The 21,011-nt window shown below is 65.2% G+C and carries 20 protein-coding genes and 1 tRNA gene; 17 read left to right on the plus strand and 4 right to left on the minus strand.

Annotated elements, in window-relative coordinates; genetic code table 11:
- Positions 1-58: 58 nt before the first annotated feature.
- The 8 genes from VHC04_RS20825 to VHC04_RS23110 all read left to right on the plus strand — a co-directional run bounded on the left by VHC04_RS20825 (position 59) and on the right by VHC04_RS23110 (position 6,408).
- Positions 59-1,318, plus strand: a complete 1,260-nt coding sequence (locus tag VHC04_RS20825) for a TIGR03862 family flavoprotein (protein WP_325684663.1) — start codon at positions 59-61, stop codon at positions 1,316-1,318.
- A 51-nt stretch (positions 1,319-1,369) separates the two neighbouring features.
- On the plus strand, positions 1,370-2,791 hold the full coding sequence (gene leuC / locus VHC04_RS20830; RefSeq protein WP_325684664.1) for a 3-isopropylmalate dehydratase large subunit: 1,422 nt from the start codon (positions 1,370-1,372) through the stop codon (positions 2,789-2,791).
- 174 nt (positions 2,792-2,965) lie between these two features.
- Complete coding sequence (gene leuD, locus VHC04_RS20835; RefSeq protein ID WP_325684665.1) at positions 2,966-3,583, plus strand: 3-isopropylmalate dehydratase small subunit; 618 nt, start codon at positions 2,966-2,968, stop codon at positions 3,581-3,583.
- 26 nt (positions 3,584-3,609) lie between these two features.
- Positions 3,610-4,722, plus strand: a complete 1,113-nt coding sequence (gene leuB, locus VHC04_RS20840) for a 3-isopropylmalate dehydrogenase (RefSeq protein ID WP_325684666.1) — start codon at positions 3,610-3,612, stop codon at positions 4,720-4,722.
- A gap of 52 nt (positions 4,723-4,774) precedes the next feature.
- Positions 4,775-4,851 (plus strand) — tRNA-Arg (locus tag VHC04_RS20845).
- A gap of 189 nt (positions 4,852-5,040) precedes the next feature.
- Positions 5,041-5,208 (plus strand): ribbon-helix-helix protein, CopG family, encoded by a 168-nt coding sequence (locus VHC04_RS23105; RefSeq protein WP_408903841.1) that lies wholly within the window; start codon positions 5,041-5,043, stop codon positions 5,206-5,208.
- 104 nt (positions 5,209-5,312) lie between these two features.
- The gene (locus tag VHC04_RS20850; RefSeq protein WP_325684667.1) at positions 5,313-6,005 is read left to right on the plus strand and encodes a hypothetical protein; all 693 of its coding nucleotides are present in this window, start codon (positions 5,313-5,315) and stop codon (positions 6,003-6,005) included.
- Between the two features lie 31 nt (positions 6,006-6,036).
- Positions 6,037-6,408: a hypothetical protein gene (locus VHC04_RS23110; RefSeq protein ID WP_408903843.1), complete on the plus strand. Its 372-nt coding sequence runs from the start codon at positions 6,037-6,039 to the stop codon at positions 6,406-6,408.
- An 81-nt stretch (positions 6,409-6,489) separates the two neighbouring features.
- Here VHC04_RS23110 and VHC04_RS20855 read toward each other — a convergent pair whose 3' ends face one another.
- On the minus strand, positions 6,490-7,341 hold the full coding sequence (locus VHC04_RS20855) for a cupin domain-containing protein (protein ID WP_325684668.1): 852 nt from the start codon (positions 7,339-7,341) through the stop codon (positions 6,490-6,492).
- Between the two features lie 418 nt (positions 7,342-7,759).
- Between VHC04_RS20855 and VHC04_RS20860 the strand changes: the two genes are divergently transcribed.
- The 5 genes from VHC04_RS20860 to VHC04_RS20880 all read left to right on the plus strand — a co-directional run bounded on the left by VHC04_RS20860 (position 7,760) and on the right by VHC04_RS20880 (position 12,293).
- On the plus strand, positions 7,760-8,923 hold the full coding sequence (locus VHC04_RS20860; protein WP_325684669.1) for an ABC transporter substrate-binding protein: 1,164 nt from the start codon (positions 7,760-7,762) through the stop codon (positions 8,921-8,923).
- Between the two features lie 80 nt (positions 8,924-9,003).
- On the plus strand, positions 9,004-9,837 hold the full coding sequence (locus VHC04_RS20865; RefSeq protein WP_325684697.1) for a branched-chain amino acid ABC transporter permease: 834 nt from the start codon (positions 9,004-9,006) through the stop codon (positions 9,835-9,837).
- Positions 9,837-10,817, plus strand: a complete 981-nt coding sequence (locus VHC04_RS20870) for a branched-chain amino acid ABC transporter permease (protein WP_325684670.1) — start codon at positions 9,837-9,839, stop codon at positions 10,815-10,817. Before VHC04_RS20865 ends, VHC04_RS20870 begins: the two co-directional genes overlap by 1 nt.
- Positions 10,814-11,599: an ABC transporter ATP-binding protein gene (locus VHC04_RS20875; protein WP_325684671.1), complete on the plus strand. Its 786-nt coding sequence runs from the start codon at positions 10,814-10,816 to the stop codon at positions 11,597-11,599. The genes VHC04_RS20870 and VHC04_RS20875 overlap by 4 nt, the downstream gene beginning before the upstream one ends.
- Positions 11,571-12,293, plus strand: coding sequence for an ABC transporter ATP-binding protein (locus VHC04_RS20880; protein WP_325684672.1), 723 nt, complete (start codon positions 11,571-11,573; stop codon positions 12,291-12,293). Before VHC04_RS20875 ends, VHC04_RS20880 begins: the two co-directional genes overlap by 29 nt.
- Positions 12,294-12,366: 73 nt before the next feature.
- Here the strand turns inward: VHC04_RS20880 and VHC04_RS20885 are convergent, their stop codons facing one another.
- Positions 12,367-13,251 (minus strand): NAD(P)-dependent oxidoreductase, encoded by an 885-nt coding sequence (locus VHC04_RS20885; RefSeq protein WP_325684673.1) that lies wholly within the window; start codon positions 13,249-13,251, stop codon positions 12,367-12,369.
- 84 nt (positions 13,252-13,335) lie between these two features.
- On the opposite strand from VHC04_RS20885, the gene VHC04_RS20890 reads away from it, so the two are divergent.
- The 3 genes from VHC04_RS20890 to VHC04_RS20900 all read left to right on the plus strand — a co-directional run bounded on the left by VHC04_RS20890 (position 13,336) and on the right by VHC04_RS20900 (position 17,742).
- Positions 13,336-14,247 (plus strand): SDR family NAD(P)-dependent oxidoreductase, encoded by a 912-nt coding sequence (locus VHC04_RS20890; RefSeq protein WP_325684674.1) that lies wholly within the window; start codon positions 13,336-13,338, stop codon positions 14,245-14,247.
- Between the two features lie 215 nt (positions 14,248-14,462).
- A complete protein-coding gene (locus VHC04_RS20895; protein WP_325684675.1) occupies positions 14,463-16,088 on the plus strand; it encodes a thiamine pyrophosphate-binding protein in 1,626 nt (541 codons plus the stop codon).
- 223 nt (positions 16,089-16,311) lie between these two features.
- Positions 16,312-17,742: an MFS transporter gene (locus VHC04_RS20900; RefSeq protein WP_325684676.1), complete on the plus strand. Its 1,431-nt coding sequence runs from the start codon at positions 16,312-16,314 to the stop codon at positions 17,740-17,742.
- 243 nt (positions 17,743-17,985) lie between these two features.
- Here the strand turns inward: VHC04_RS20900 and VHC04_RS20905 are convergent, their stop codons facing one another.
- Positions 17,986-18,258 (minus strand): hypothetical protein, encoded by a 273-nt coding sequence (locus VHC04_RS20905; protein ID WP_325684677.1) that lies wholly within the window; start codon positions 18,256-18,258, stop codon positions 17,986-17,988.
- 521 nt (positions 18,259-18,779) lie between these two features.
- On the opposite strand from VHC04_RS20905, the gene VHC04_RS20910 reads away from it, so the two are divergent.
- Positions 18,780-19,133: a hypothetical protein gene (locus tag VHC04_RS20910; RefSeq protein ID WP_325684678.1), complete on the plus strand. Its 354-nt coding sequence runs from the start codon at positions 18,780-18,782 to the stop codon at positions 19,131-19,133.
- On the opposite strand, the gene VHC04_RS20915 is transcribed toward VHC04_RS20910, so the two are convergent.
- Positions 19,111-21,009, minus strand: a complete 1,899-nt coding sequence (locus tag VHC04_RS20915) for a GMC family oxidoreductase (RefSeq protein ID WP_325684679.1) — start codon at positions 21,007-21,009, stop codon at positions 19,111-19,113. The two genes, VHC04_RS20910 and VHC04_RS20915, sit on opposite strands and share 23 nt — an antisense overlap.
- Positions 21,010-21,011 lie beyond the last annotated feature (2 nt).

Genomic DNA, 21,011 nt, shown 5'->3' on the forward strand with positions numbered 1-21,011 from the left:
TGGCTCGCGCTGCCTGGCGGCGCTATCGTCGCGCGGTCGCCTGGCGTAAACGCGCCGCATGACCCTTGACGCGACACCGGACGGGAAGACCGCGGCCGTGATCGGCGGCGGGCCGGCCGGCCTGATGGCGGCGGACGTCCTGGCGCGCGCGGGGGTGCGAGTCACCGTTTACGATCAGATGCCATCGGTCGGCCGCAAGCTGCTGATGGCCGGCCGCGGCGGGCTCAACCTGACGCATGCGGAGGCTTTGCCGCGCTTCCTGGGCCGCTATGGCGATGCCGCCGTCCGGCTGGCGCCGCTGATCGAGGCCTTCCCACCATCGGCGCTGATCGACTGGTGCCACGGCCTGGGCCAGCCGACCTTCGTCGGCTCCAGCCATCATGTGTTTCCCGTCGCCATGAAGGCGTCGCCCTTGCTGCGCGCCTGGTTGCGGCGGCTGCAAGGGCTGGGGGTGCGGATCGCGCCGCGCCACCGGTGGCGGGGCTGGGACCCCGGCGGCGGGCTGTGCTTCGCCACGCTGGACGGGCCGGTTACGGACGGGCTGGTTACGGTCCAGCCCGACGCCACGATCCTGGCGCTGGGCGGCGCGTCCTGGCCGCGCCTGGGCAGCGATGGCGCCTGGACGGCGCATGTCCCGCAGACCGCGCCGTTCCGCCCGGCGAATTGCGGTTTCCGCGTGGCCTGGTCCGACCATCTGCGCCGCCGCTTCGCCGGCCAGCCGCTGAAGCGGGTCGTCCTGCGGCACGGACCGCACCGGGCCGCCGGCGAGGCGGTCATCACCGAAGCGGGGCTGGAAGGGGGCGCGGTCTACGCCTTGTCGGGGGTGCTGCGTGACGCCATCGAGGCCGAGGGAACGGCGTTGCTGCACATCGACCTGCGCCCCGACCTCTCCCTTCCGGCGCTCTCCGCTCGGATCGGCGCCGCGGGCACGGCGGTCTCCACGGCAAACCGGCTCCGCAAGGCGGGGCTGGCGCCGGCCGCCGCGGCCCTGGTGCAGGAGGCGCTGCATGCCGGCGCCGACCGGTCCGAGCTGGCCGTGCTGATCAAGGGCGTTCCGGTCCGGCTGGACGCGCCGATGCCGCTGGCGCGGGCGATCTCCTCGGCGGGCGGCCTGCGCTGGGATGCGCTGGATGCGCGGCTGATGCTGCGCGACCGGCCCGGCGTCTTCGCGGCCGGCGAGATGCTGGATTGGGAAGCACCCACCGGGGGCTATCTGCTGCAGGCCTGTTTCAGCACCGGCGTGGCGGCGGCGAACGGCGCGCTGTCATGGCTGGGTTGCCCAGCGGCAAACACCGGTGCAGTTGCAGAGTCGCGCTGATTCGTCCAAATCACGCAGTCCAAGCAACACCGTCAATCGCCGGGAGACACTATGTCCGCCAGCAGGCCGCGTACGCTGTTCGACAAGATCTGGGACAGCCACGTCGTGGAAACCCTTCCCGACGGCACCTGCATTCTCTACATCGACCGGCACCTTCTTCACGAGGTCACCTCGCCGCAGGCTTTTGAGGGGCTGCGGATGGCGGGGCGCAAGCTGCGCCGGCCCGACCTGACGATCGCCGTGGCCGACCACAACATCCCCACGGTCGGCTCGCGCAATCCCTCCGACATCAAGGAGGAGGACAGCCGCATCCAGGTGCAGACGCTGGAGAAGAACGTTCAGGAATTCGGCGTTCCCTACATCCCGATCCTGGATAAGCGGCAGGGCATCGTCCACATCATCGGTCCGGAGCTGGGCCTGTCGCTGCCCGGCACGACGATCGTCTGCGGCGACAGCCATACCTCGACGCATGGCGCGCTGGGCGCGCTGGCCTTCGGTATCGGCACGTCGGAGGTGGAGCACGTGATGGCCACGCAGACGCTGCTGCAGCGGCCGGCGAGGAACATGCAGGTCGATGTGTCGGGGACGCTGGGCTTCGGCTGTTCCGCCAAGGACATCGTGCTGGCGATCATCGGCAAGATCACCACGGCCGGCGGCAACGGGCATGTCATCGAATACACCGGCGATGCGATCCGCGCGCTGGACATGGCCGGGCGCTGCACGATCTCCAACATGTCGATCGAGGCGGGCGCCCGGGCCGGGCTGATCGCGCCGGACCAGACGACGTTCGATTTCCTGAAGGGGCGGGAGTTCGCCCCGAAGGGCGAGGCGTTCGAGCAGGCCGTGGCCTACTGGAAGACGCTGCCGACGGATGCAGGCGCGCAGTACGACAAGGTGGTGAAGCTGACCACCTCCGAGATTGCGCCGATGGTCACCTGGGGCACGACACCGGGCCAGGTCGTGCCGGTGACCGGCGTCGTGCCGGATCCGGCGCAGGAGGCGGACGAGGCCAAGCGCGCGCAGCTTCTGCGCATGCTGGAATACATGGCGCTGGCGCCAGGCCAGAGGATGGAGGACGTGGGCGTCGACGTCGTCTTCATCGGCTCCTGCACCAATGGCCGGATCGAGGATATCCGCGCCGCCGCCGCGGTCGCGAAGGGGCGGAAGGTGGCGGACGGCGTGCAGGCGATGGTGGTGCCGGGCTCTGGCCTGGTGAAGCAGCAGGCGGAAGAGGAGGGCCTGGACCGCATCCTGCTGGAAGCCGGGTTCGAATGGCGGGAGCCCTGCTGTTCCATGTGCCTGGGTATGAACCCCGACAAGCTGACGCCGGGCCAGCGCTGCGCCTCGACCTCGAACCGCAATTTCGAGGGACGGCAGGGCCCCAATGGCCGCACGCATCTGCTTTCCCCCGCCATGGCCGCCGCCGCCGCGGTGACCGGGCGGCTGACGGATGTGCGGCAGTTGATGGGATGAGCGTGAAGGAGCGGGCAACAGCAACACGGGTCGGCTGTCACGCCCACGTACAGCGTGCCGTTCCGCCGGTTCGACATGATGTAGACATACCCGCCGCGCATCGTCGCAGCCTGCGCGCGAAGCAGTTGACGATTGCCTTCCACCCGACGACCACACAGGGCAGGGACTGACTCCATGCAACCTTTCACCACCCTCACCGCCGTTGCCGCGCCGATGCCGATGCAGAACATCGACACCGACAAGATCATTCCGGCGCGCTTCCTGAAGACGATCAAGCGCTCCGGCTTGGGGAAGCACCTGTTCGATCCGCTCCGTTTCGACAAGGACGGCAAGGAGAAGCCGGATTTCATCCTGAATCAGGAACCGTATCGCAAGGCGCAGATTCTGATCGCGCATGAGAATTTCGGCTGCGGTTCGTCGCGGGAACACGCGCCCTGGGCGCTGCTGGATTTCGGCATCCGTTGCATCATCGCGCCGGATTTCGCCGACATCTTCTTCAACAACAGCTTCAAGAACGGCATCCTGCCGATCCGCCTGCCGCGCGCCGTCTGCGACCAGTTGATCGAGGATTCCAGGATGGGCGGCAATGCCCGCGTCACGGTCGACCTCGACCGCCAGGTCGTCGTTCGTCCGAACGGCGAGGAGATTCACTTTGATATCGATCCGTTCCGCAAACACCTGCTCTTGAACGGGCTGGACGATATCGGGCAGACCATGCAGCACGCGACCTCGATCGACGGGTTCGAGGCCGCGCGCCGGCAAAGCCAGCCCTGGCTGCCCACGACCCTGTAACCACGCCGTCACCAAGGACCGAGCCGATGGCCGCCAACAAGAAACTGCTGATCCTGCCGGGCGACGGCATCGGCCCCGAGGTGATGCGTGAGGTCCGTCGCGTCATCGACTGGATGGACCGCCGCCGCCTGGTCACCTTCGAGGTGTCGGACGACCATGTCGGCGGCTCCGCCATCGACACGTATGGCACGCCGATCACCGACGCGACGATGCAGAAGGCCAAGGATGCCGATGCCGTCCTGTTCGGCTCCGTCGGCGGCCCGAAATGGGAGAAGCTGGGCTTCGACATGCGGCCGGAGATCGCCATCCTGCGCTTGCGCAAGGAGCTGGACCTGTTCGCCAACCTGCGGCCGGCGACGGTGTTCGACCCGCTGATCGATGCCTCCACGCTGAAGGCGGACGTGGTGCGCGGGCTGGACATCATGATCGTGCGCGAAAGCACCGGCGGCATCTATTTCGGCGAGCCGCGCGGCGTCGAGACGCTGCCGGACGGGCAGAGGCGCGGCTACGACACCGAGACCTACACGACCTCGGAGATCGAACGGGTGGCCCGTGTCGGCTTCGAGCTGGCACGCAAGCGGCAGAACCGCGTGTGCAGCGTGGAGAAGGCGAACGTCATGCAGTCCGGCCTGTTCTGGCGGCAGACGGTGACGGCGCTGCATCAGCGGGAGTTCCCCGATGTCGAGCTGTCGCACATGTATGCCGATAATTGCGCGATGCAGCTGGTGCGCAACCCGCGGCAGTTCGATGTCATCGTCACCTCCAACCTGTTCGGCGACCTGCTGTCAGACCTGGCATCGATGCTGACCGGCTCGCTGGGGATGCTGCCCTCGGCGACGCTGGGCGCGGTCCAGCCCTCCGGCAAGCGGCATGCGCTGTATGAACCGATCCATGGCAGTGCCCCCGACATCGCCGGCAAGGGCGTGGCGAACCCGCTGGCCCAGGTGCTCAGTTTTGCAATGCTGCTCCGCTATTCCTTCGGGCTGGAGGAGGATGCCGGCCTGATCGAGACCGCCTGCGTCAATGTACTGAAAAACGGGCTGCGGACGGCGGATATCATGAGCCCCGGCACGGCGCGGGTCGGTACCACGGTGATGGGCGAATCCATTTTGCGGGAGCTGGACAAGCTGGCCGCCTGACGTTTTGGGGTTGCCGGGCCCGGCCGGTTCGGCTACATCCCGCCGCCTGTCTGCACCCGTAGCTCAATTGGATAGAGCACCAGACTACGAATCTGGGGGTTGGAGGTTCGAGTCCTTCCGGGTGCGCCAAATTCTTTGATACGTCATCGGCGTGCCTAGAGCCTGTTATTCGGCCATCAGCGCCCTGTGCGCGTTGGTCAAGCCGCGCCCTGGCCGGGTTGGCTAAATGTCCCGCACCGTGTCCGGCGGCATTGCACTGCACGTGCAACGCCTATATGATGCGCAGCATTATCGGAATCGCGAGTGCAATGCACGTGCATGGTTAAAAAACCCTTCACCACCAGGATCGATGAGGACGTACTGCTACTGGCTCAGAAGCTTGCGGCGGCGGAGCGGCGATCGGTTACAGCTCTGATAGAAATCGCGATCCTGGAATATGCTGAGCACCACAGGGAAGCGCCCCCCATTATCCGGATTGAAGACTGAGGTGCGGCGTAGGCCGCGCGTGCGACTGGAACGCAAGGACCTCAATTGGGATTGGTATTGACAGGCAGGAAGGACCCACACCTACTGTGCCAATGGAGGAGAGCATGGACTCGTTGATCGGGGTTGGAGTTTACACCCCGGCTGAGGCGGGACGACTCCTGCATATTTCACCGGCAAAAATTAGTCGGTGGCTGCGCGGCCATCGGATTGAGAATAAAAATTATGAACCGCTGTGGACCCCGCAAATAACGTTGCACGACCGGAAGATGTATTTGGGATTTCGCGACCTTATGGAAGCACGCATCGCGAATTCATTCATTCAGATTGGAATCTCACCGCAACGCGTGAGATCGGCCATTCAACTCGCGCGGGAGGTCGTTGGTGATGATCGGCCGCTCTCTACGGACCGGTTCCGTACGGATGGTAGAACCATATTCCTTCAAACTGCCGACATCGATTCCAATGGCGAGCAAAAAGAAGCCTTTCTTAATCTGTTTTCAAAACAGTATGAATTCAGACAGGTTATCGAGCCTCTTTTGAAATCGATCGATTTCGATGATAATGGGCTGCCCCGCCAATGGTGGCCGCTCGGGAAACGGGGACAGATCGTGGTCGATCCTGCACGTGGGTTCGGGCAGCCATTAGATGCAGCAACGAATGTGCCGACAGCGGTTTTGTCCGCCGCGGCCAAACATCACGGGATCACGGAAGCTGCCCGCATGTTCGAAGTCCCGATAACATCTGTGCGAAGAGCGGTCAGTTTTGAAGTCGGAATGGTGCTGCAAGCGGCAGCGTGAACGTATTTTTCGATAACTGTCTGCCGCCGCTCTGGATGGCTTTCTATCCTCTGACGGACATAGAGCATATCATATTAAGGACGTTCCTGGCTTACCAAACGGACGACATTCAACTGATTTGGAGTGGATTTCCCACTTACGTAATGATCCTCCGGGGTGGATATTCTTCACGGGCGATAACCGGCTCCTAAAGAACGCCGCAGAGCGAGCTGCTTTGCGATCAGCGAATCTACACGGATTCGTTTTGGCTCCCGCATATCAGAAAACGCCTTCAAATCAGGCTGTGGCCATGCTGATCTGGAAGTGGCCAGAGGTAGAGGGCGTCACCAAGCTTGTGGCAACCCCGTCGATGCATATGATCCCGATTAAAAGAGGGAGCAAGCTTCAGGCGCTCCCTCTATAGTCCGCTGCGGACAAGCAGCCAGTCCGCGTGGCAGCGTCTGCAGTTATCCACGGTTATGCGTCCCTTCGCCCGCGACGGGCATCAGCGCGGCGCCGCGGGCTCGGCGGCCGGCTGGCTGTCGACCCATAGCAAGCGCAGTGGACCCGGGCCGTTATTGCGGAGCACCACCGTCTCCCCCGCCGGCACATGCAGGCCGTCCAGATGGTCGAGGACGATGTTGGCCGCCGCGGGCCTGGTCACCGCCCGACCTTCAACGACGAGGTATAATCTCGTTACGGGATATGATGAGGCGGGAATGGCATTGCCGGGCTCCAGGACCGTCATGCCGATACTGATCTTCTCATTGCGGGCGGCGCTGGCGCGATTGCACGCGACCGATCCGGCCAGGCCGCTCACCCAGTTGACCGACCACCGCATCGTTCCAGGCGTGCGTGAGTCTGGTTCCGGATACGCAGCCTCGAGATCGGCAAAGCGGACGACCTGGATCGAGGGCACATGCCCGAACTGGTGATTGTCCGGGTAGTAGATGGCGGCATCATGACGCTCGATGCCGTCGTGGACCCAGATCAATACGACATCGTCCAGCCCGGAATTACGGACCCCGTGTGGGCATCCGGCCGGAATGTAGATGCAGTCCATCGGGCCAGCGTGATGAGGGTGGCCGGATGCGTCGAAACCTTCCACCTGGCCTTGCAGGACGACATAGACCTCGGTGACGCCGTGCGTGTGCCTGCCGGCCTGGCGCTGGCCGCGCGGTAGATACATCAGTCCCACGGCGCAATGTGAACTCCGGATCGCGTCGTTCGGATTGGTATTGATATATCCCGCCGGTCCGCCGACCCAGGTGACCAGCCAGCGCATATAGCCGGCCTCCCGCGCCTGCCTGGTGTTCCAGGACGGCTCAAGGTCTTTGAAACGAACGACACTTGGCATGGCGTTTCCCTTCCTGTCGTAGCCAACCTCGCGCGCGCGGCGCATTCCCACCCTGGTGCGGCGTCCAGGCGGCGTGTCGAAACATCATCCTGGGGGAGCGGCTGGTTTGACCACATTACGGATATATTGCACAGTGCGCGAAGGTCATGACACGCTGGCCGGATGATCAATCCAGATGATCAATAAAGGGGGAACCACCAGGCATGAGGCAGCGAACCAGCAGGCTGGCGGCCGCCGGAAATCGTCTCGTGCCGCAGCATCGGCACGGCGCCATGCGCCGGATGGCGCCCGCCACGGACTGCCCCGCCCGGCGTTAGCGGCTGAGCCGGCTGCCGTCTTGCCGGTGTGATCCATGCCACGCATGGGCTGGTGCACCGGACCGTCGTTCCGACCAACCATATCCGAGGAAACTCCTGTCATGGCGAAGTTGAAGCAGGCTGCGGCCGCACTGTGTCTGGGTGTCTTTGCGTTGTTCGCGCTGCATGCGGTAGCCAGGGCGGATGTCTTTCCCGTTGGTATCGTTACGCCCTTATCCGGCGGAGGCGCCGATTACGGCATTGCATTCCAGAACGGCGTCAAGATGGCCGCGGAGGAGATCAACAAGGCGGGTGGCATATCCGTCGCCGGCAGGACCTATACGATCGAACCCGTGTTCTGCGACGATGAGTTCAAGCCTGACAAAGCCGTGAATTGTGGCAAGGAGCTTGCGGCACAACGCAAGGTGCGTGTGATCATGACGCCATCCAGCCTGGCGGCGTTCCCGATGATGGGATTCAACCAGCAGCAGGGGTTTATGCTGATGGCCACGTCCCAGACACCGAAATTCACGACGCTGGGCAACAAGCTCGTGGTCCGTTTCACGAATAACACCGATCGGACGATGGAGCCCTGGGTCAACCTCGTGAATGCGTATTTCCAGAAGGAAGGCAAGGCGGTCAAGAAGGTCGCCATCATGGTGGTCAACACGGAGCTGGGGAAAAGCTGGGCGGATAATTTCGCTCGGTATTGGGCCAAGCTTCCCGGTGCGTCCGTCGTCGGCAAGGCCAGTTATGATGCGAACGATACGGATTTCTACCCGCAATTGTCCACGCTGCTGCCGAATGAGCCGGATGCGCTTGTCCTGACGACCGTCTGTCAGCCCTCGGCGATCGTGATCAAGCAGGCGCGCGAACTCGGGTTCAAGGGGCCGATCATCAATTCCGCCGCCTGTTCGGGTGAGGAGCTGGCAAAGCTGCTTCCGGCGGAACAGACCAATGGCACGATCCTGGAACTGAGCGGGTGGGGAGCGGACGATCCGGCGATCACTGCCTTCAAGAAGGCGTACCAGGACAAGTTCAACCTGACTCCGCAACAGATTTCCGGGCTTGGCTATGATGGTCTGCGCTGGCTGGCCAGGGCGGTCTCGGACGCGGGCAGCGTGGACGATGCCACGAAGATCAGGGCCGCGATGCCGGCTGCGCTGGCCGCGACCAAAACCATGTTCAGCATGTCCAACCTGGACCAGGCGGGCGACATCGACATGCCGGTTCTGGTGGGCATCATGTCGAACGGTAAGGTAACCGCCTTCTCGGGTGCGAAATAGCAGGATAATCGACACGCTGGTCGCTCTTACGCGGAGGCAAGACAATTTCCACGTTCCTGATCCAGCAGATCGCGAACGGAATCATGGTCGGCAGCATCTACGCCCTCATTGCGATGGGCGTCGCCATGATCTACGGCGTGATGAACGTTCCCCACTTTGCCTTGGGTGCCAAGGCAATGCTGGGGGGCTACGTCGCCTTCTTCATGACGGCCTTCTTCCACCAGGCGTATGGGCTGGCGCTGGTGGGCAGCGTCGTGGCGCTGGCGCTTCTGGGATTGGGGGTTGAACGCTGGATTTTCCGCCCGATCGCGAAAGCGCCGGGGATCAACAGCTTTATCTCGGCGTTCGGTCTGCTGCTGGTGTTTGAGAACTTCGCGCTCATTGCCTTCGGCACGGCGTATCGCCGTATCCTGTCGCCTTACGACCGGCAGATGATACAGATCTTCGGCGCCAACCTGACCATGCAGCGGTTGCTGGTGGTGATCGTCGCCGTCGTCCTGATGGTGGCGCTGCACCTGTTCATCAAATACACCACGCTGGGTGCGGCAATCCGAGCGGTCGCGCAGAATCGGCGCGGGGCGCTGTTGTGCGGGATTCATACTGAGCGGATCGCTGGAATCACGATGGCGATTGGCAGCGGCCTTGCCGGCATCGCGGGGGCGTTGATCGGCCCGCTGGCGATGGTCTACCCGACCATGGGTGATGCGCTGATCGTCAAGGCCTTCGTCATCACCATTCTGGGGGGCATGGGCAGCATCATCGGCGCGATCGTCGGCGGCTATATTCTTGGCCTGATCGAAGCGCTGGGGGCGATGTACATCTCGGTCGACTACAAGGACGCCTTCGCCTTCGCCGTGCTCGTCATGGTTCTGGCCGTCCGTCCGCAAGGCCTGTTCGGAAAGCCCCACCGCTGATGGGACGGCGCTCCAAGCAGGGCCTGGCCATCGCGGGCGTTCTGGCGCTGGCGATCGTCCTGCCTTATGTCGTTTCGAACGACTACCTGTTCCACCTCATCATCATGGCGGTGATCTGGGGCATCCTGGCCACCAGCCTGAACCTCGTCCTCGGCTATACCGGCCTGCTCTCGCTGGCCCACGGCGCGTTTTTCGGCCTCGGAGCCTACACATCGGCGCTTCTGGTCACCAAATGCGGCTGGAATTTCTGGGCCACCATTCCGCCCTCCATGCTCATCGCCGCCCTGGGTGGAATCCTGATCGGCGTCCTGACGCTGCGCCTGGAAGGCCATTATTTCGCGGTCAGCACCATGTCGTTCGGGATCGTTGTCAGCCTCGTCCTGGAAAAATGGGATGACCTGACCGAGGGGCCGCGTGGCATCAGCAGCATTCCCGCCCCGACGCCGATTCCGCTGTTCGGCTTGGGACACCTGACATTCGAGTCGGATATCGCAAAATACTACCTGGCCCTCGCCATGCTGCTGGTCTGCCTGCTGTTCGTCTGGCGGATGATCCACTCGCCGGTCGGCAGGGCCTTGGAGGCAATCCGGCAGAATGAGCTGCTTGCCTCCTGCCTGGGCGTCAATCTCATCTATTACAAACTGCTGGCGTTCTGCTTCAGCGCGGCGATGGCGGGTCTCGCCGGCGTGATCTACAGCACCTACATCACCTATCTGAACCCGGTCGATGCCGGTCTGTGGAACGGCTTCTACGCCGTCATGTACATCGTCATCGGTGGCATGGGTACATTCCTCGGGCCGCTGGTCGGCACCGTGTTTCTGGTGACGGTTCCCGAAATGCTGCGCGTCTTCCAGGATTACCGCCTTCTCCTGTTGGGCGTGCTGCTGATTCTGACCATCACCTTCCTTCCGGAAGGCATTGTCGGGGCGCTGAAACGGTTCGGCCGGCGCCGGCCGTCAAGGGCCCGTGTGTCGCGATGAGCACCAGCGGCGTCGTCGTGGAGCTGCAGACCGTCACCAAGGCGTTCGGGGGCCTGCGGGCGGTTCGTGACGTTACCTTCAACGTCGAGCGCGGCGAGATCTTCAGCGTCATCGGGCCGAACGGATCGGGGAAGAGCACGCTCTTCAATCTGATCAGCGGCGTCATGCCGGCGACCTCGGGATCGATCCGCGTACTGGGCCGCGACATCAGGAACCTGCGGCCGCACCAGGTGTCCAGGATCGGCGTGGGCCGGACGTTTCAGACGACACAGGTGTTTGCCGATAAGACCGTGCTGGAGAACGCGCTGGTCGGCCGGCATCTGCGGGTGCGGACCGGGCTCTGGCAAGCCGAGCTGCGCACGCGTTTGTTCCGAAACGAAGAAGCGCGGCATCGCGAACGGTCGTTGGAGATTCTCGATATCGTCGGGCTGCGTGATCATGCCGACAGGCGTGCCAGCCAGGTGCCAAACGCCTTGCAGCAACGCGTGGCAATCGCCATGGCGCTGGCCAATGAGCCGGAGCTCCTGCTGCTGGACGAACCCACCGGCGGGTTGATGGAGCAGGAAGTGCTGGACCTCATGGCGCTCCTGCGGCGTATCCGCGACCTCGGTGTCACCATCATGCTCATCGAGCATAAGATGCGGCTGGTGCGGCAGGTCTCGAACCGCATTGCCGTGCTGAACAATGGCGGCCTGATCTGCGAGGGAGACCCGGGCAAAGTCTTGAACGATGAACGCGTGGTGGAGGCGTATCTTGGCACCGTCGACGCTGCTTCGGCTTAACAACCTGCGGACGGGCTACGGTGCGCACTCCGTCCTCGAAGGGATCGACCTCGAGGTGCGAACGGGCGAAATCGTTGCGCTGCTGGGCTCAAACGGCTCCGGCAAGACCACGACCATCAATGCGATTTCCGGCGTCATTCCCTTGTGGGACGGCAGCGTCGAATACAATGACCAGCGGGTGGACGGGCTGCATCCTTCGGCCATCGTCAAATTGCGCCTCGTGCAATGTGCCGAGGGACGACAATTGTTCCCGCAGCTGACCGTTCTCGAAAACCTGAAGCTGGGCAGCTATGCCCGCGGCCTGTCGAGCCGGGACATGCGGACCGAGATCGACCGGATCTATGAGCTCTTCCCGGTGCTGCTGGAACGCAAATCCCAGCTCGCCGGTACATTGAGCGGAGGTCAGCAGCAGATGCTCGCGATAGGCCGGGCGCTGATGGCGGCGCCGCTGCTGCTCATCATGGATGAGCCCTCTCTTGGCCTGGCGCCATTGCTGGTGGGCCAGCTTTTCGCCTTGATCGACCGTATCAACCGAATGGGCACCACCATCCTGTTGGTGGAGCAGAACGCGGTGGCCAGCCTGAAGATCGCGCACCGGGCTTATGTGCTGGAGTCGGGAAAGATCGCCCTGTCCGGGGCGGCCAAGGACCTGCTGAATGATCCGCGGGTAAGGGATGTCTATCTGGGGCTGTGACAGCAAGCGGTCTTGCCATCCTGACCTCCAGTCATCCTGACCTCCAGTCATCCTGACCATCGGGCCCGGCAGATCACCCCCGGCTGCGCACCGTCACCCCGGCCCAGCCCTCCAGCACCTTGATCAGCGCGGTAAAGTCCTCCCGGCCCAGGCCCTGCTGCTCGCCGAAGCGCCACAACGCGCCGACCTGCTGGTGCACCCACATCGGCACGCCCAGCGCCTCGGCCTCGCTCAGGCCCAGCACGACATCCTTCACCATCGTGGCCAGCGCCGCGCCATAGTCGAAGCTGCCGGTCAGCACCGCTTTCGGCACCTTCGTCAGCGTCGCGCTGTTCTGGCCGGTGGACACGTTCAGCACCGACACCATCTGGTCCGGGTCCAACCCGCCCTTGGCCCCCAGCACCAGCGCCTCGAACGCCGTTGCCATGTTGGCGGCGTTCACCAGGTTGTTGACCAGCTTCATCAGCTGCGCCTGGCCGGGCTTGTCCCCCACCTCGAACACCTGGCCGCCGACCGCGTGCAGCAGCGGCCGCAGCTCGTCCCTGGCCCAGGCCGGCCCCGCGGCGATGACGGTCAACGTGCCGGCGCGGGCGCCTTTCGGGCCGCCGGAGATCGGACAGTCGACCAGGGTGATGCCATGCGCCTCCACCGTCGCCTGGACCTTCGCCAGGGCCGGGCTGCCGATCGTCGACATTTCGACATACACCCGTATGGAAGCGCCGAGGGCGACATCGCGCGCCACCGACTCGCTCACCGCGCCGTTGGGAAGGCAGGCGAAGACGATTCGCGCCTCGTTCGCCACCCCTTCGGGCCCGGCATGGCCGATCGCCCCGCGCGCGACGAACGGTGCCATCGCCGCGGCGTGCGGATCATAGACGTGCAGCCCGATCCCGGCTTCCTGCAGCCGCTCGGCGATCGCCGACCCCATCTGGCCCAGACCCAGAAATCCCACCTGCATGGCTCGTCCTCCTCGCCGGCATGATGACATGCGTCTCGCTCTGTCGCACACTGCCTGCATCCTGCACGAGAAGGAGGGAACGCAATGGGTATGCTTGATGGGAAGGTCGCCGTGGTCACCGGCGCCGGTGGCGGCATCGGACGCGCCACGGCGCTGGAGCTGGCGGATAACGGGGCCTGCGTCGTGGTGAACGACATCGGCGGCACGGTCACGGGTGAGGGCCGCGACGCCGGCCCGGCACAGCGCGTGGTCGCCGAGATCACGCAGAAGCACGGCCAGAAGCGCGCCGTTGCCAACAGCGGCAGCGTCTCCAGTTGGGAAGACGCCCAGAAGATGGTGCAGGACGCCATCGACAATTTCGGCCGTATCGACATGGTGGTGAACAACGCCGGCATCCTGCGTGACCGCATGTTCCATTACATGTCGGTCGAGGAATGGGATGCGGTGATCAAGGTGCACCTGTACGGCGCCTTCTACGTGTCCCGCGCCGCGGTGCCGCATTTCCGCAAGCAGGAAAGCGGCTGCTACGTGCACATCACCTCGACCTCGGGCCTGATCGGCTCCGTCGGGCAGACCAACTACGGCGCCGCCAAGCTGGGCATCGCCGGCCTGTCGCGCAACATCGCGATGGACATGCAGCGCTACAACATCCGCTCCAACTGCATCGGGCCGCATGCGTTCAGCCGCATGATCGAAACCGTGCCCGGCCAGACCGAGGAGCAGTTGAAGGCGCGGGCCGAGAAGACGCAGCCGGCGCACATCGCCAAGCTGATCGCCTTCCTGGGCACCGACGCGGCGGCCAAGGTCTCCGGCCAGATCCTGGGCGTCCGCGGCAACGAGATCTACCTGTACAACCAGCCGCGCCCGATCCGCATCATGGCGCGTCCGGATGGCTGGACCTGCGAGAAGCTGGCGGAGCATTGGCTGCCGGCGGTGCAGAACAGCTTCACGCCGCTGGAGCGCACGCGCGACGTCTACGCCTGGGATCCGGTCTGATCCGATGACCGGCGCGCCGCGGCGGGGGGAACATCCTTCCGCCGCGGCACGCCTTTCGGGCTGGCCGACGGCGCCAGTCCCGTGCGGCGCGCGGAATGAACCGCGCCGGGCCGCGGCCCACGAGAAAACGGCCCGTCAGCAACTGAGAAGACGGGGCCCGTCATCGAGACGGCAGCTATCCTGTCCACCAACGCAAACCCGGGAAACGAAACCCCATGCCCAAGCTGCGCGGCGCCGACATCGTGGTGCGGACGCTGGAACGTGCCGGCCTGACCGACATCTTCACCCTGTCCGGCAATCACATCATGTCGCTGTTCGATGCGGCGATCGGCACCAGCCTGTCGCTGCTGCACGTCCGGCATGAGGCCGCTGCCGTCCACATGGCCGATTCGGTCGGCCGCCTGACGGGCCGGCCCGGCATCGCCTGGGTCACCGGCGGTCCCGGCCACGCGAACGCGGTCGGCGCGCTGTTCACCGCGCTGGGCCAGGAAACCCCGATGGTCCTGCTGTCCGGCCACACCGAAACGGACCAGCTGGGCAAGGGCGGCTTCCAGGAACTGCGCCAGGTGCGGATGGCCGAACCGGTCAGCAAGGCGGCCTGGATGGCCACCGACACCGCGCGGGTCGGCCTCGATGTCGCGCGCGCGTTGCGCACCGCCACCAGCGGCCGGCCGGGGCCGGTGCATGTCAGCCTGCCCTCCGACGTGCTGGACGCCAGCGTGGCCGAGGAGGAAGTCCTCTGGCCGACCGAAACCGATTTTTCCGCGCCGCCCGTGGCCTTGAGCGCCGCCGCCGCCGATGCGGTAGCGAAACTGTTGGCCGAAGCCAGGCGCCCGCTGGTGATCGGTGCGCCGGTGCTGGCCAATCGCAGGGGCCGGGCGCTGCTGAATGTGATCGAAACGAGTTTCGGCATCCCGGCCTGCATCAGTGAGGGGCCGCGCGCGTTCAACGACGCTACGCTGGGTGCCTATGCCCATGTCGCCGCGCAGGCCGATGTCGTGCTGCTGCTGGGCAAGGCCATGGATTTCACGGTGAAGTTCGGCGGCACCCCGTTCCGCCCGGAGTGCCGCTTCATCGCCATCGATCCCGACGGCGCCATCCTGGACCGGGCGGCACGGACGCGCGGCGTGGTATTCGGCTGCGTGGCCGATACGTATCCGGCCGCCGAGACCTTGTTGCAGCGAGGCAAGGACGTGGTGTTCGGCGATACCGGCTGGCTGGCCGAGGCGCACGCCGCCTTCTACGACCGGCCGGCTGAATGGGCGCAGCTCCGCTCCAGGACCGGGGGCAAGCTGCATCCGGCCGAGGTGTTCCGCGCGCTGCAGCCGCATCTGGACGCGAATCCCGACAGCATCCTGATTTGCGACGGCGGCGAGTTCGCGCAGTGGGGCCAGAGCATGCTGCGCAATGATCGCCGCATGATCAACGGCGTGGCGGGCTCGATCGGCTCCTCCCTGCCGATGGCGGCCGGCGCCCGGGTCGTCGAGCGTGGAGCGCCGATCTTCGCCGTGCTGGGCGATGGCACCTTCGGCTTCCATATGTCGGAGATCGAAACCGCGGTGCGGCTGTCATTGCCCTATGTCGCGGTGGTGGGGACGGATGCGCGCTGGAACGCCGAATACAATCTGCAGGTCCGCGACTATGGCCCGAACCGGACCTATGGCTGCGAACTGAACCCGACCCGCTATGACCTCGTCGCCACCGCCCTGGGCGGCCATGGCGAACTGGTGGACGCCGCCGCCGACCTGCCGGGCGCGATCGAACGGTCGCTGGCCAGCGGCAAGCCGGCGGTGATCAACGTCATGATCGAAAGCATTCCCTCGCCGGTGCTCCGCCGGTAGCGCGCCCGGCCGACCCGATCCGGCCGGGACGCCGCCCGGCGGCCGGGCACCTGGATCAGGCCCTGAAATCAATCGATTGTGGAGCATGACACGGTCGCCCGACCGTGTCGCGCCCCGGCGCGCGGCCGCCGAGCCGGGGGGCAGGACCGGTGCGCGGGTTACGGCGCAACCATTCGCCTAGCCAATCGTTTTTGTCGGAGATCAGCAACACGGGATTCGCCTGATGCCTTCGGTCTCGTTCAACCCAGCAGCCGGCCGCAGCGTGGCCGATGATCGCGCGCGGGCGACGTGGTTGCTGCAGATGTTGAACTTCTTCATGGCCGACATGCAGGCCGGCATCGGCCCGTTCCTGGGCGTTTTCCTGCAACAGCATGGCTGGGCCCCGGGGCCGATCGGGTCGGTGATGACGGCCGGGGGTGTGACCGGCATGCTGATGGCGGCGCCGGCGGGCGCCTTCATCGATCACACGGACAAGAAGCGCTGGCTGGTCGGCATCACCGGTGTCTGTACGGTGCTCGCCGCCTTCCTGATCCTGTTTTCGCAGTCCGGCCTCGTGGTGACGGCGAGCCAGGTCGCCACCACCGTCGCCGGCGCCGCGATCGGTCCGGCCGTGACGGGTATCACCCTGGGCGTGGTGCGCCAGCGCGGCTTCAACGCGCAGAACGGGCGCAATCAGGCGTGGAACCATGCCGGCAACATGGTGGGCGCGGCTTTGTCGGGCTGGCTCGGCTACCAGTTCGGCATGTCGGCGATCTTCTATCTGATGGCCGGCTTCGGCGTGATGGCGATCATTTCGGTGCTGTCGATCCCGGAACGGGCCATCGATCACCAGGCTGCGCGCGGCCTGGAGCGCGGCGATGATGCCGAGGCGGTGGGCCAGGCCGAGGGGTTTCGGCAGGTCCTGCGAAACAAGCCGATGCTGGTGCTGGCCGCCGCGCTTGCCAGCTTCCATCTTGGCAACGGCGCCATGCTGCCGCTGTACAGCCTGGCCGTGGTGGGCGAGGGCAAGGGAAATCCGGCGCTGTTCACGGCGCAGACGGTCGTCGTCGCCCAGGCCATCATGATCGTGGCGTCCATCCTGGCCATGCGCATGGCGGCGCGCGGCGGCTACTGGCTGGTGCTGCTGATCGCCTTCGCCACCCTGCCGGTGCGCGGATTGCTGGCCGGGACGTTCATCGAGCAATGGGGTGTCTGGCCGGTGCAGGCCCTGGATGGCATCGGCGCCGGGCTGCAAAGCGTCGCGGTTCCCGGCCTGGTCGCCTGCCTGCTGAACGGGACCGGGCGGGTGAATGCCGGCCAGGGGGCGGTCATGACCTTGCAATCGGCGGGCGGAAGTCTGTCACCCGTGCTGGGGGGATGGCTCGCGCAGATACTGGGATACCAGGTCACCTTCTATCTGCTGGGCAGTTTCGCGCTTGTGTCGGTGGGGCTGTGGATCGGTTTCGCCGGCATGCTGCGGCCGGCCTGTACGGGGATCAGCCGGGCGGGGGCGTCCGGAACGGTGCTTCCCGGAACCACGTCGGTCGGGGAGAAAGTGTCCAGGAAAGCCCCGGCAGCCGGAATCAGCCTGGTTTCCGCCACGGACGTTTCGGCCGGGATCGCCGCTACAGCGTGTGCCGCTACGGCGTGTCCGGCCAGGCGGCGCGGATGCTGAGCGCTCTGCCGTTCTTCCCGGTCGTGGCGAGCGCCGGGCCGCAGCCCAGCCCCGGCATTTCTGGAATGGTTCCGGCTTGACCCGGCATCTCGGTCGGCAGGCGGGGGTGCCGAGCTGATTGCCGGGCTTGAACAAGGAAACCCCTGCCACGGCGCCGACAGGGTCGCGGCAGGGATTGCAATGAAACCGTCACTCTCAAAAAATCAGAGTCACGCTTTTAAGAAATGGCTTCCCGTTTCGGGTTTACTTGCTTTTCATCGCGGCAGCCTTCTCGTGCTCATTGCCAGGAGCCGGCGGCACGAAATTCTGGCCCTGCTGAGCGGCCTGCAAGCTCATGGCATTCAGCGAGTCGATCGTCGTGGGCTCCGGCACCGGGCGCGGATGCTTCTTGTAGCGTGACGGCGTCACCTGGTCGTGCGGCACGTGAGGTGCCGGCTGCGCCTGGCTGATCTGCGCCGTCAGACCCACGGCGGCAAACGTCGCCGCGGCGGCGATCATCGTTAGTCTCTTGGTCATGTGCTTCTCCTTTGGCTCCATTTGCCCCAAGTTGGTTATCCTGCAGTATGCTGAAGCATTGACAATCCTACAGGGCCTTGAAGCCACCCCACCACTGGGCTGCCCACCAGGCTCGGCGCCAACTGTCGCTCAATGAGCCAGACGTTTCAAGCGTCTTGGCATGTGACGGTTCCGGCGACGTGGCCCGTAACATATTATTAAAACGCCAAATTCCAATGCAGACCACGCACTGGACGAAGGATTTGCCGCGTCGCCGCAATGAAGGTCCGTTCGATTGCCGATTCAGTGTTACCTATCAGAGACAGGTTCGCCGGTGACACGGCCGCACCCGGTCCCGCAACATGTCCCGTGGCCGGCCCCACGTCCAGCCCCACATCCAGCCCCGTTAGCGACATCCTGCGCGCCATCGCCTTCATGTGCCTGGGCCACCGGCATCCCCTTCGCCGCGTCGTCTTCGCCGCGTCGTCTTCGCCGCATCCTCTTCGCCGGCCCTGGCCGGTTCGCTCGTGCTGACCATGCTGATGCTGTTCCTCTTCATCGCCCCGCGGTCATTACTGGATACCGCCCTGTTCTGTTCCCTGGGATTGATCGGCGGTGTCGGCCATTACCTGGTGATCAGGGCCTTTCAACTGGTCATGCCGCGGCGATCGCCCCGCTGGGCTATGCGGAGCTGCTGGGCAGCACCATCCTGGGCTATGGCCATCTTCGGCAATTTCCCGGATGTCTGGACCTGGGTGGGCGCCGGCATCATCATCGCCTCCGGCATCTCTATCGCGCTGCGGGAGCGCAGGCTGCTTGCGGGGCTAGACAGCGGCCCCAAACCATCGGCTCCGGCGGTCAACCCCCGGGCGCTTAACCCATCGCATCCGCGATGATCATGTCGGCGGCCTTTTCGGCGATCATATAGACCGCCGAGGCGATGAAATACCCCGGTATCCGCGGAAACACCGAGGCGTCGACCACCCGCAGATGCGATGTGCCGCGCACGCGGAAATCGGTACCCAGCACCGTGCCGATGGCGCAGGTACCACAGGCGTGATGGCCCCAGGCATGGTCGCGGACGAATTGCGCCAACGCCGCGTCCGACTGCACCGCGGGCCCCGGTACTTCCTCGGCGGCGATCGAGCCCGACTCGCGCAGCTTCTTCGTCAGGTCGCGGGCCAGGCGGATGCCGGCGACGACCGCCGCCAGGTCGTTGCCCTCCGGATCGTCCTGCGGATCGAAATAGCGGAAATCCACCGCCGGCGGTTCCGCGGGGTCGGCTGATCGTAATGTCACCTGCCCGGCGCGGTTGCGCGTGTGTGCCTTCAGGATCGCCCAGGTGAGCATGTTGCGGCGTTCCGCGATGTCCCGTGAATAGCCGGGGAAATAGCCCTTGAACGGGGCCAGCAGCGACATCAGGAACAGATCGGGTTCGGCAACGTCCGGGCGCGAGCGGACGGCGACCGCCAGCCCGGCGCCGTTGGATGCGTACATGCCCAGGCCCCAGCGCTTCCACCGTCTCCAGACCGGATCGCCGCGGCGGAACGTGGCATCCCTCATCGACGGCCAGGCATCGACCGCCATCCGGTTGACCACGCCGGCTTCATAGCGGTCCTGCAGGTTCCGCCCGACTTGCGGCAGGTCGGAGACGATGCCGATGCCCAGCGCGTCGAGGTCCGGTCTCGGACCGACACCGGACAGCATCAGCAGCTGCGGCGTGTTGAACGCGCCACCGGCCAGGATCACCTCCCGCCTCACCTGGACGGTCCGCGTTTCGCCAGCCGGTCCGGGGGCGCGGTGCGCGCGGTACTGATCCGGCCCTTCGCGGTATTCCACCCCGATGGCGCGCTTCTGGTCATCGAACAGCACCCGCGTGGCCAGTGCGCCCAGCCGCACATCCAGCAGGTCGGGCCAGGCCTGCCGCACCGCCAGCACGCGTTCCCGCGCGCCTGTGCGGCAGTGGCGGTAGGTGGATAACGGGGTGTAGAAGATGCCTTCGGAGCCCTGCGCCAGGACATGGCGATCGTTCGGATCGCCAAAGGACTTCACCAGCACCTTCAGCCGCCGCCACCAGCTGTGCTTGTTGTCCAGGACGGTCAGCGCGGCGGTCGCCATCACCCGAATGAGGTCGCCGTCATTCAGGGCCTCCTTCGGCAGCGCTTTTTCGGTGGCCAGCCAGCCGCTCCAGCCATGCCCCGAACCGGTCCAACCCAGGCGCGCCAGCAGGCGCGCGCCCCAGCGGTGACGGCAGTTTTCCAGGCGCGCGAAGTAGCGCCGCATATGCTGGGCGGACCAGCCATCATCCCCGGTTTCGTCGGCGATGGCGTCCCAGTCCGAGTCCGGCGGCGCGATCAGGATCAGCGCGTTGTGCGCCGTGCACCCGCCCAGGCAGGATGCCCGGGGATACAGCACGCCATCGACCGGCTGGCCGTTCCATTCGGAACGATAAGCCGGATCGCGCTGGCGTTGCGCCGCGTCCGGATAGTGATGAACGAAGAAGTGCCAGGAGATCGCGTCATTTTCCGAGGCGAAGGGATGAAACGCCGGCACCTGGTAGTCATCGGGCAGCCGGTTGCCGGTCGGGTCGAGCGGATCGCCGCCCTGAAGCCCGAACGGATCGCCGCCGGCTTCCAGCAGCACCACGCGGAAGCCGGATTCGGCCAGCCGCGCGGCAACCGTCCCGCCGCCCGCCCCGGATCCCACAACCACATAGTCACATTCATCGCTTGGGGTCTTGGCATCGCTTGGGGTCTTGGCATCGGTTGGCATCT

Source organism: Rhodopila sp. (genome assembly GCF_035548095.1).
In the GTDB taxonomy this organism is placed as follows: domain Bacteria; phylum Pseudomonadota; class Alphaproteobacteria; order Acetobacterales; family Acetobacteraceae; genus Rhodopila.

What these genes read in the sequence shown, in the direction of transcription:
- VHC04_RS23105 (WP_408903841.1), top strand. Translation starts at nt 5,041, where the DNA reads ATGGTTAAAAAACCCTTCACCACCAGGATCGATGAGGACGTACTGCTA.
- VHC04_RS20870 (WP_325684670.1), top strand. Translation starts at nt 9,837, where the DNA reads ATGGGACGGCGCTCCAAGCAGGGCCTGGCCATCGCGGGCGTTCTGGCG.
- VHC04_RS20890 (WP_325684674.1), top strand. Translation starts at nt 13,336, where the DNA reads ATGGGTATGCTTGATGGGAAGGTCGCCGTGGTCACCGGCGCCGGTGGC.
- VHC04_RS20855 (WP_325684668.1), bottom strand. Translation starts at nt 7,341, where the DNA reads ATGCCAAGTGTCGTTCGTTTCAAAGACCTTGAGCCGTCCTGGAACACC.
- VHC04_RS20915 (WP_325684679.1), bottom strand. Translation starts at nt 21,009, where the DNA reads ATGCCAACCGATGCCAAGACCCCAAGCGATGCCAAGACCCCAAGCGAT.
- VHC04_RS20895 (WP_325684675.1), top strand. Translation starts at nt 14,463, where the DNA reads ATGCCCAAGCTGCGCGGCGCCGACATCGTGGTGCGGACGCTGGAACGT.
- leuD (WP_325684665.1), top strand. Translation starts at nt 2,966, where the DNA reads ATGCAACCTTTCACCACCCTCACCGCCGTTGCCGCGCCGATGCCGATG.
- leuC (WP_325684664.1), top strand. Translation starts at nt 1,370, where the DNA reads ATGTCCGCCAGCAGGCCGCGTACGCTGTTCGACAAGATCTGGGACAGC.
- VHC04_RS20885 (WP_325684673.1), bottom strand. Translation starts at nt 13,251, where the DNA reads ATGCAGGTGGGATTTCTGGGTCTGGGCCAGATGGGGTCGGCGATCGCC.
- VHC04_RS20860 (WP_325684669.1), top strand. Translation starts at nt 7,760, where the DNA reads ATGGCGAAGTTGAAGCAGGCTGCGGCCGCACTGTGTCTGGGTGTCTTT.
- VHC04_RS20850 (WP_325684667.1), top strand. Translation starts at nt 5,313, where the DNA reads ATGGACTCGTTGATCGGGGTTGGAGTTTACACCCCGGCTGAGGCGGGA.
- VHC04_RS20910 (WP_325684678.1), top strand. Translation starts at nt 18,780, where the DNA reads ATGCTGTTCCTCTTCATCGCCCCGCGGTCATTACTGGATACCGCCCTG.
- VHC04_RS20825 (WP_325684663.1), top strand. Translation starts at nt 59, where the DNA reads ATGACCCTTGACGCGACACCGGACGGGAAGACCGCGGCCGTGATCGGC.
- leuB (WP_325684666.1), top strand. Translation starts at nt 3,610, where the DNA reads ATGGCCGCCAACAAGAAACTGCTGATCCTGCCGGGCGACGGCATCGGC.
- VHC04_RS20875 (WP_325684671.1), top strand. Translation starts at nt 10,814, where the DNA reads ATGAGCACCAGCGGCGTCGTCGTGGAGCTGCAGACCGTCACCAAGGCG.
- VHC04_RS20900 (WP_325684676.1), top strand. Translation starts at nt 16,312, where the DNA reads ATGCCTTCGGTCTCGTTCAACCCAGCAGCCGGCCGCAGCGTGGCCGAT.
- VHC04_RS20905 (WP_325684677.1), bottom strand. Translation starts at nt 18,258, where the DNA reads ATGACCAAGAGACTAACGATGATCGCCGCCGCGGCGACGTTTGCCGCC.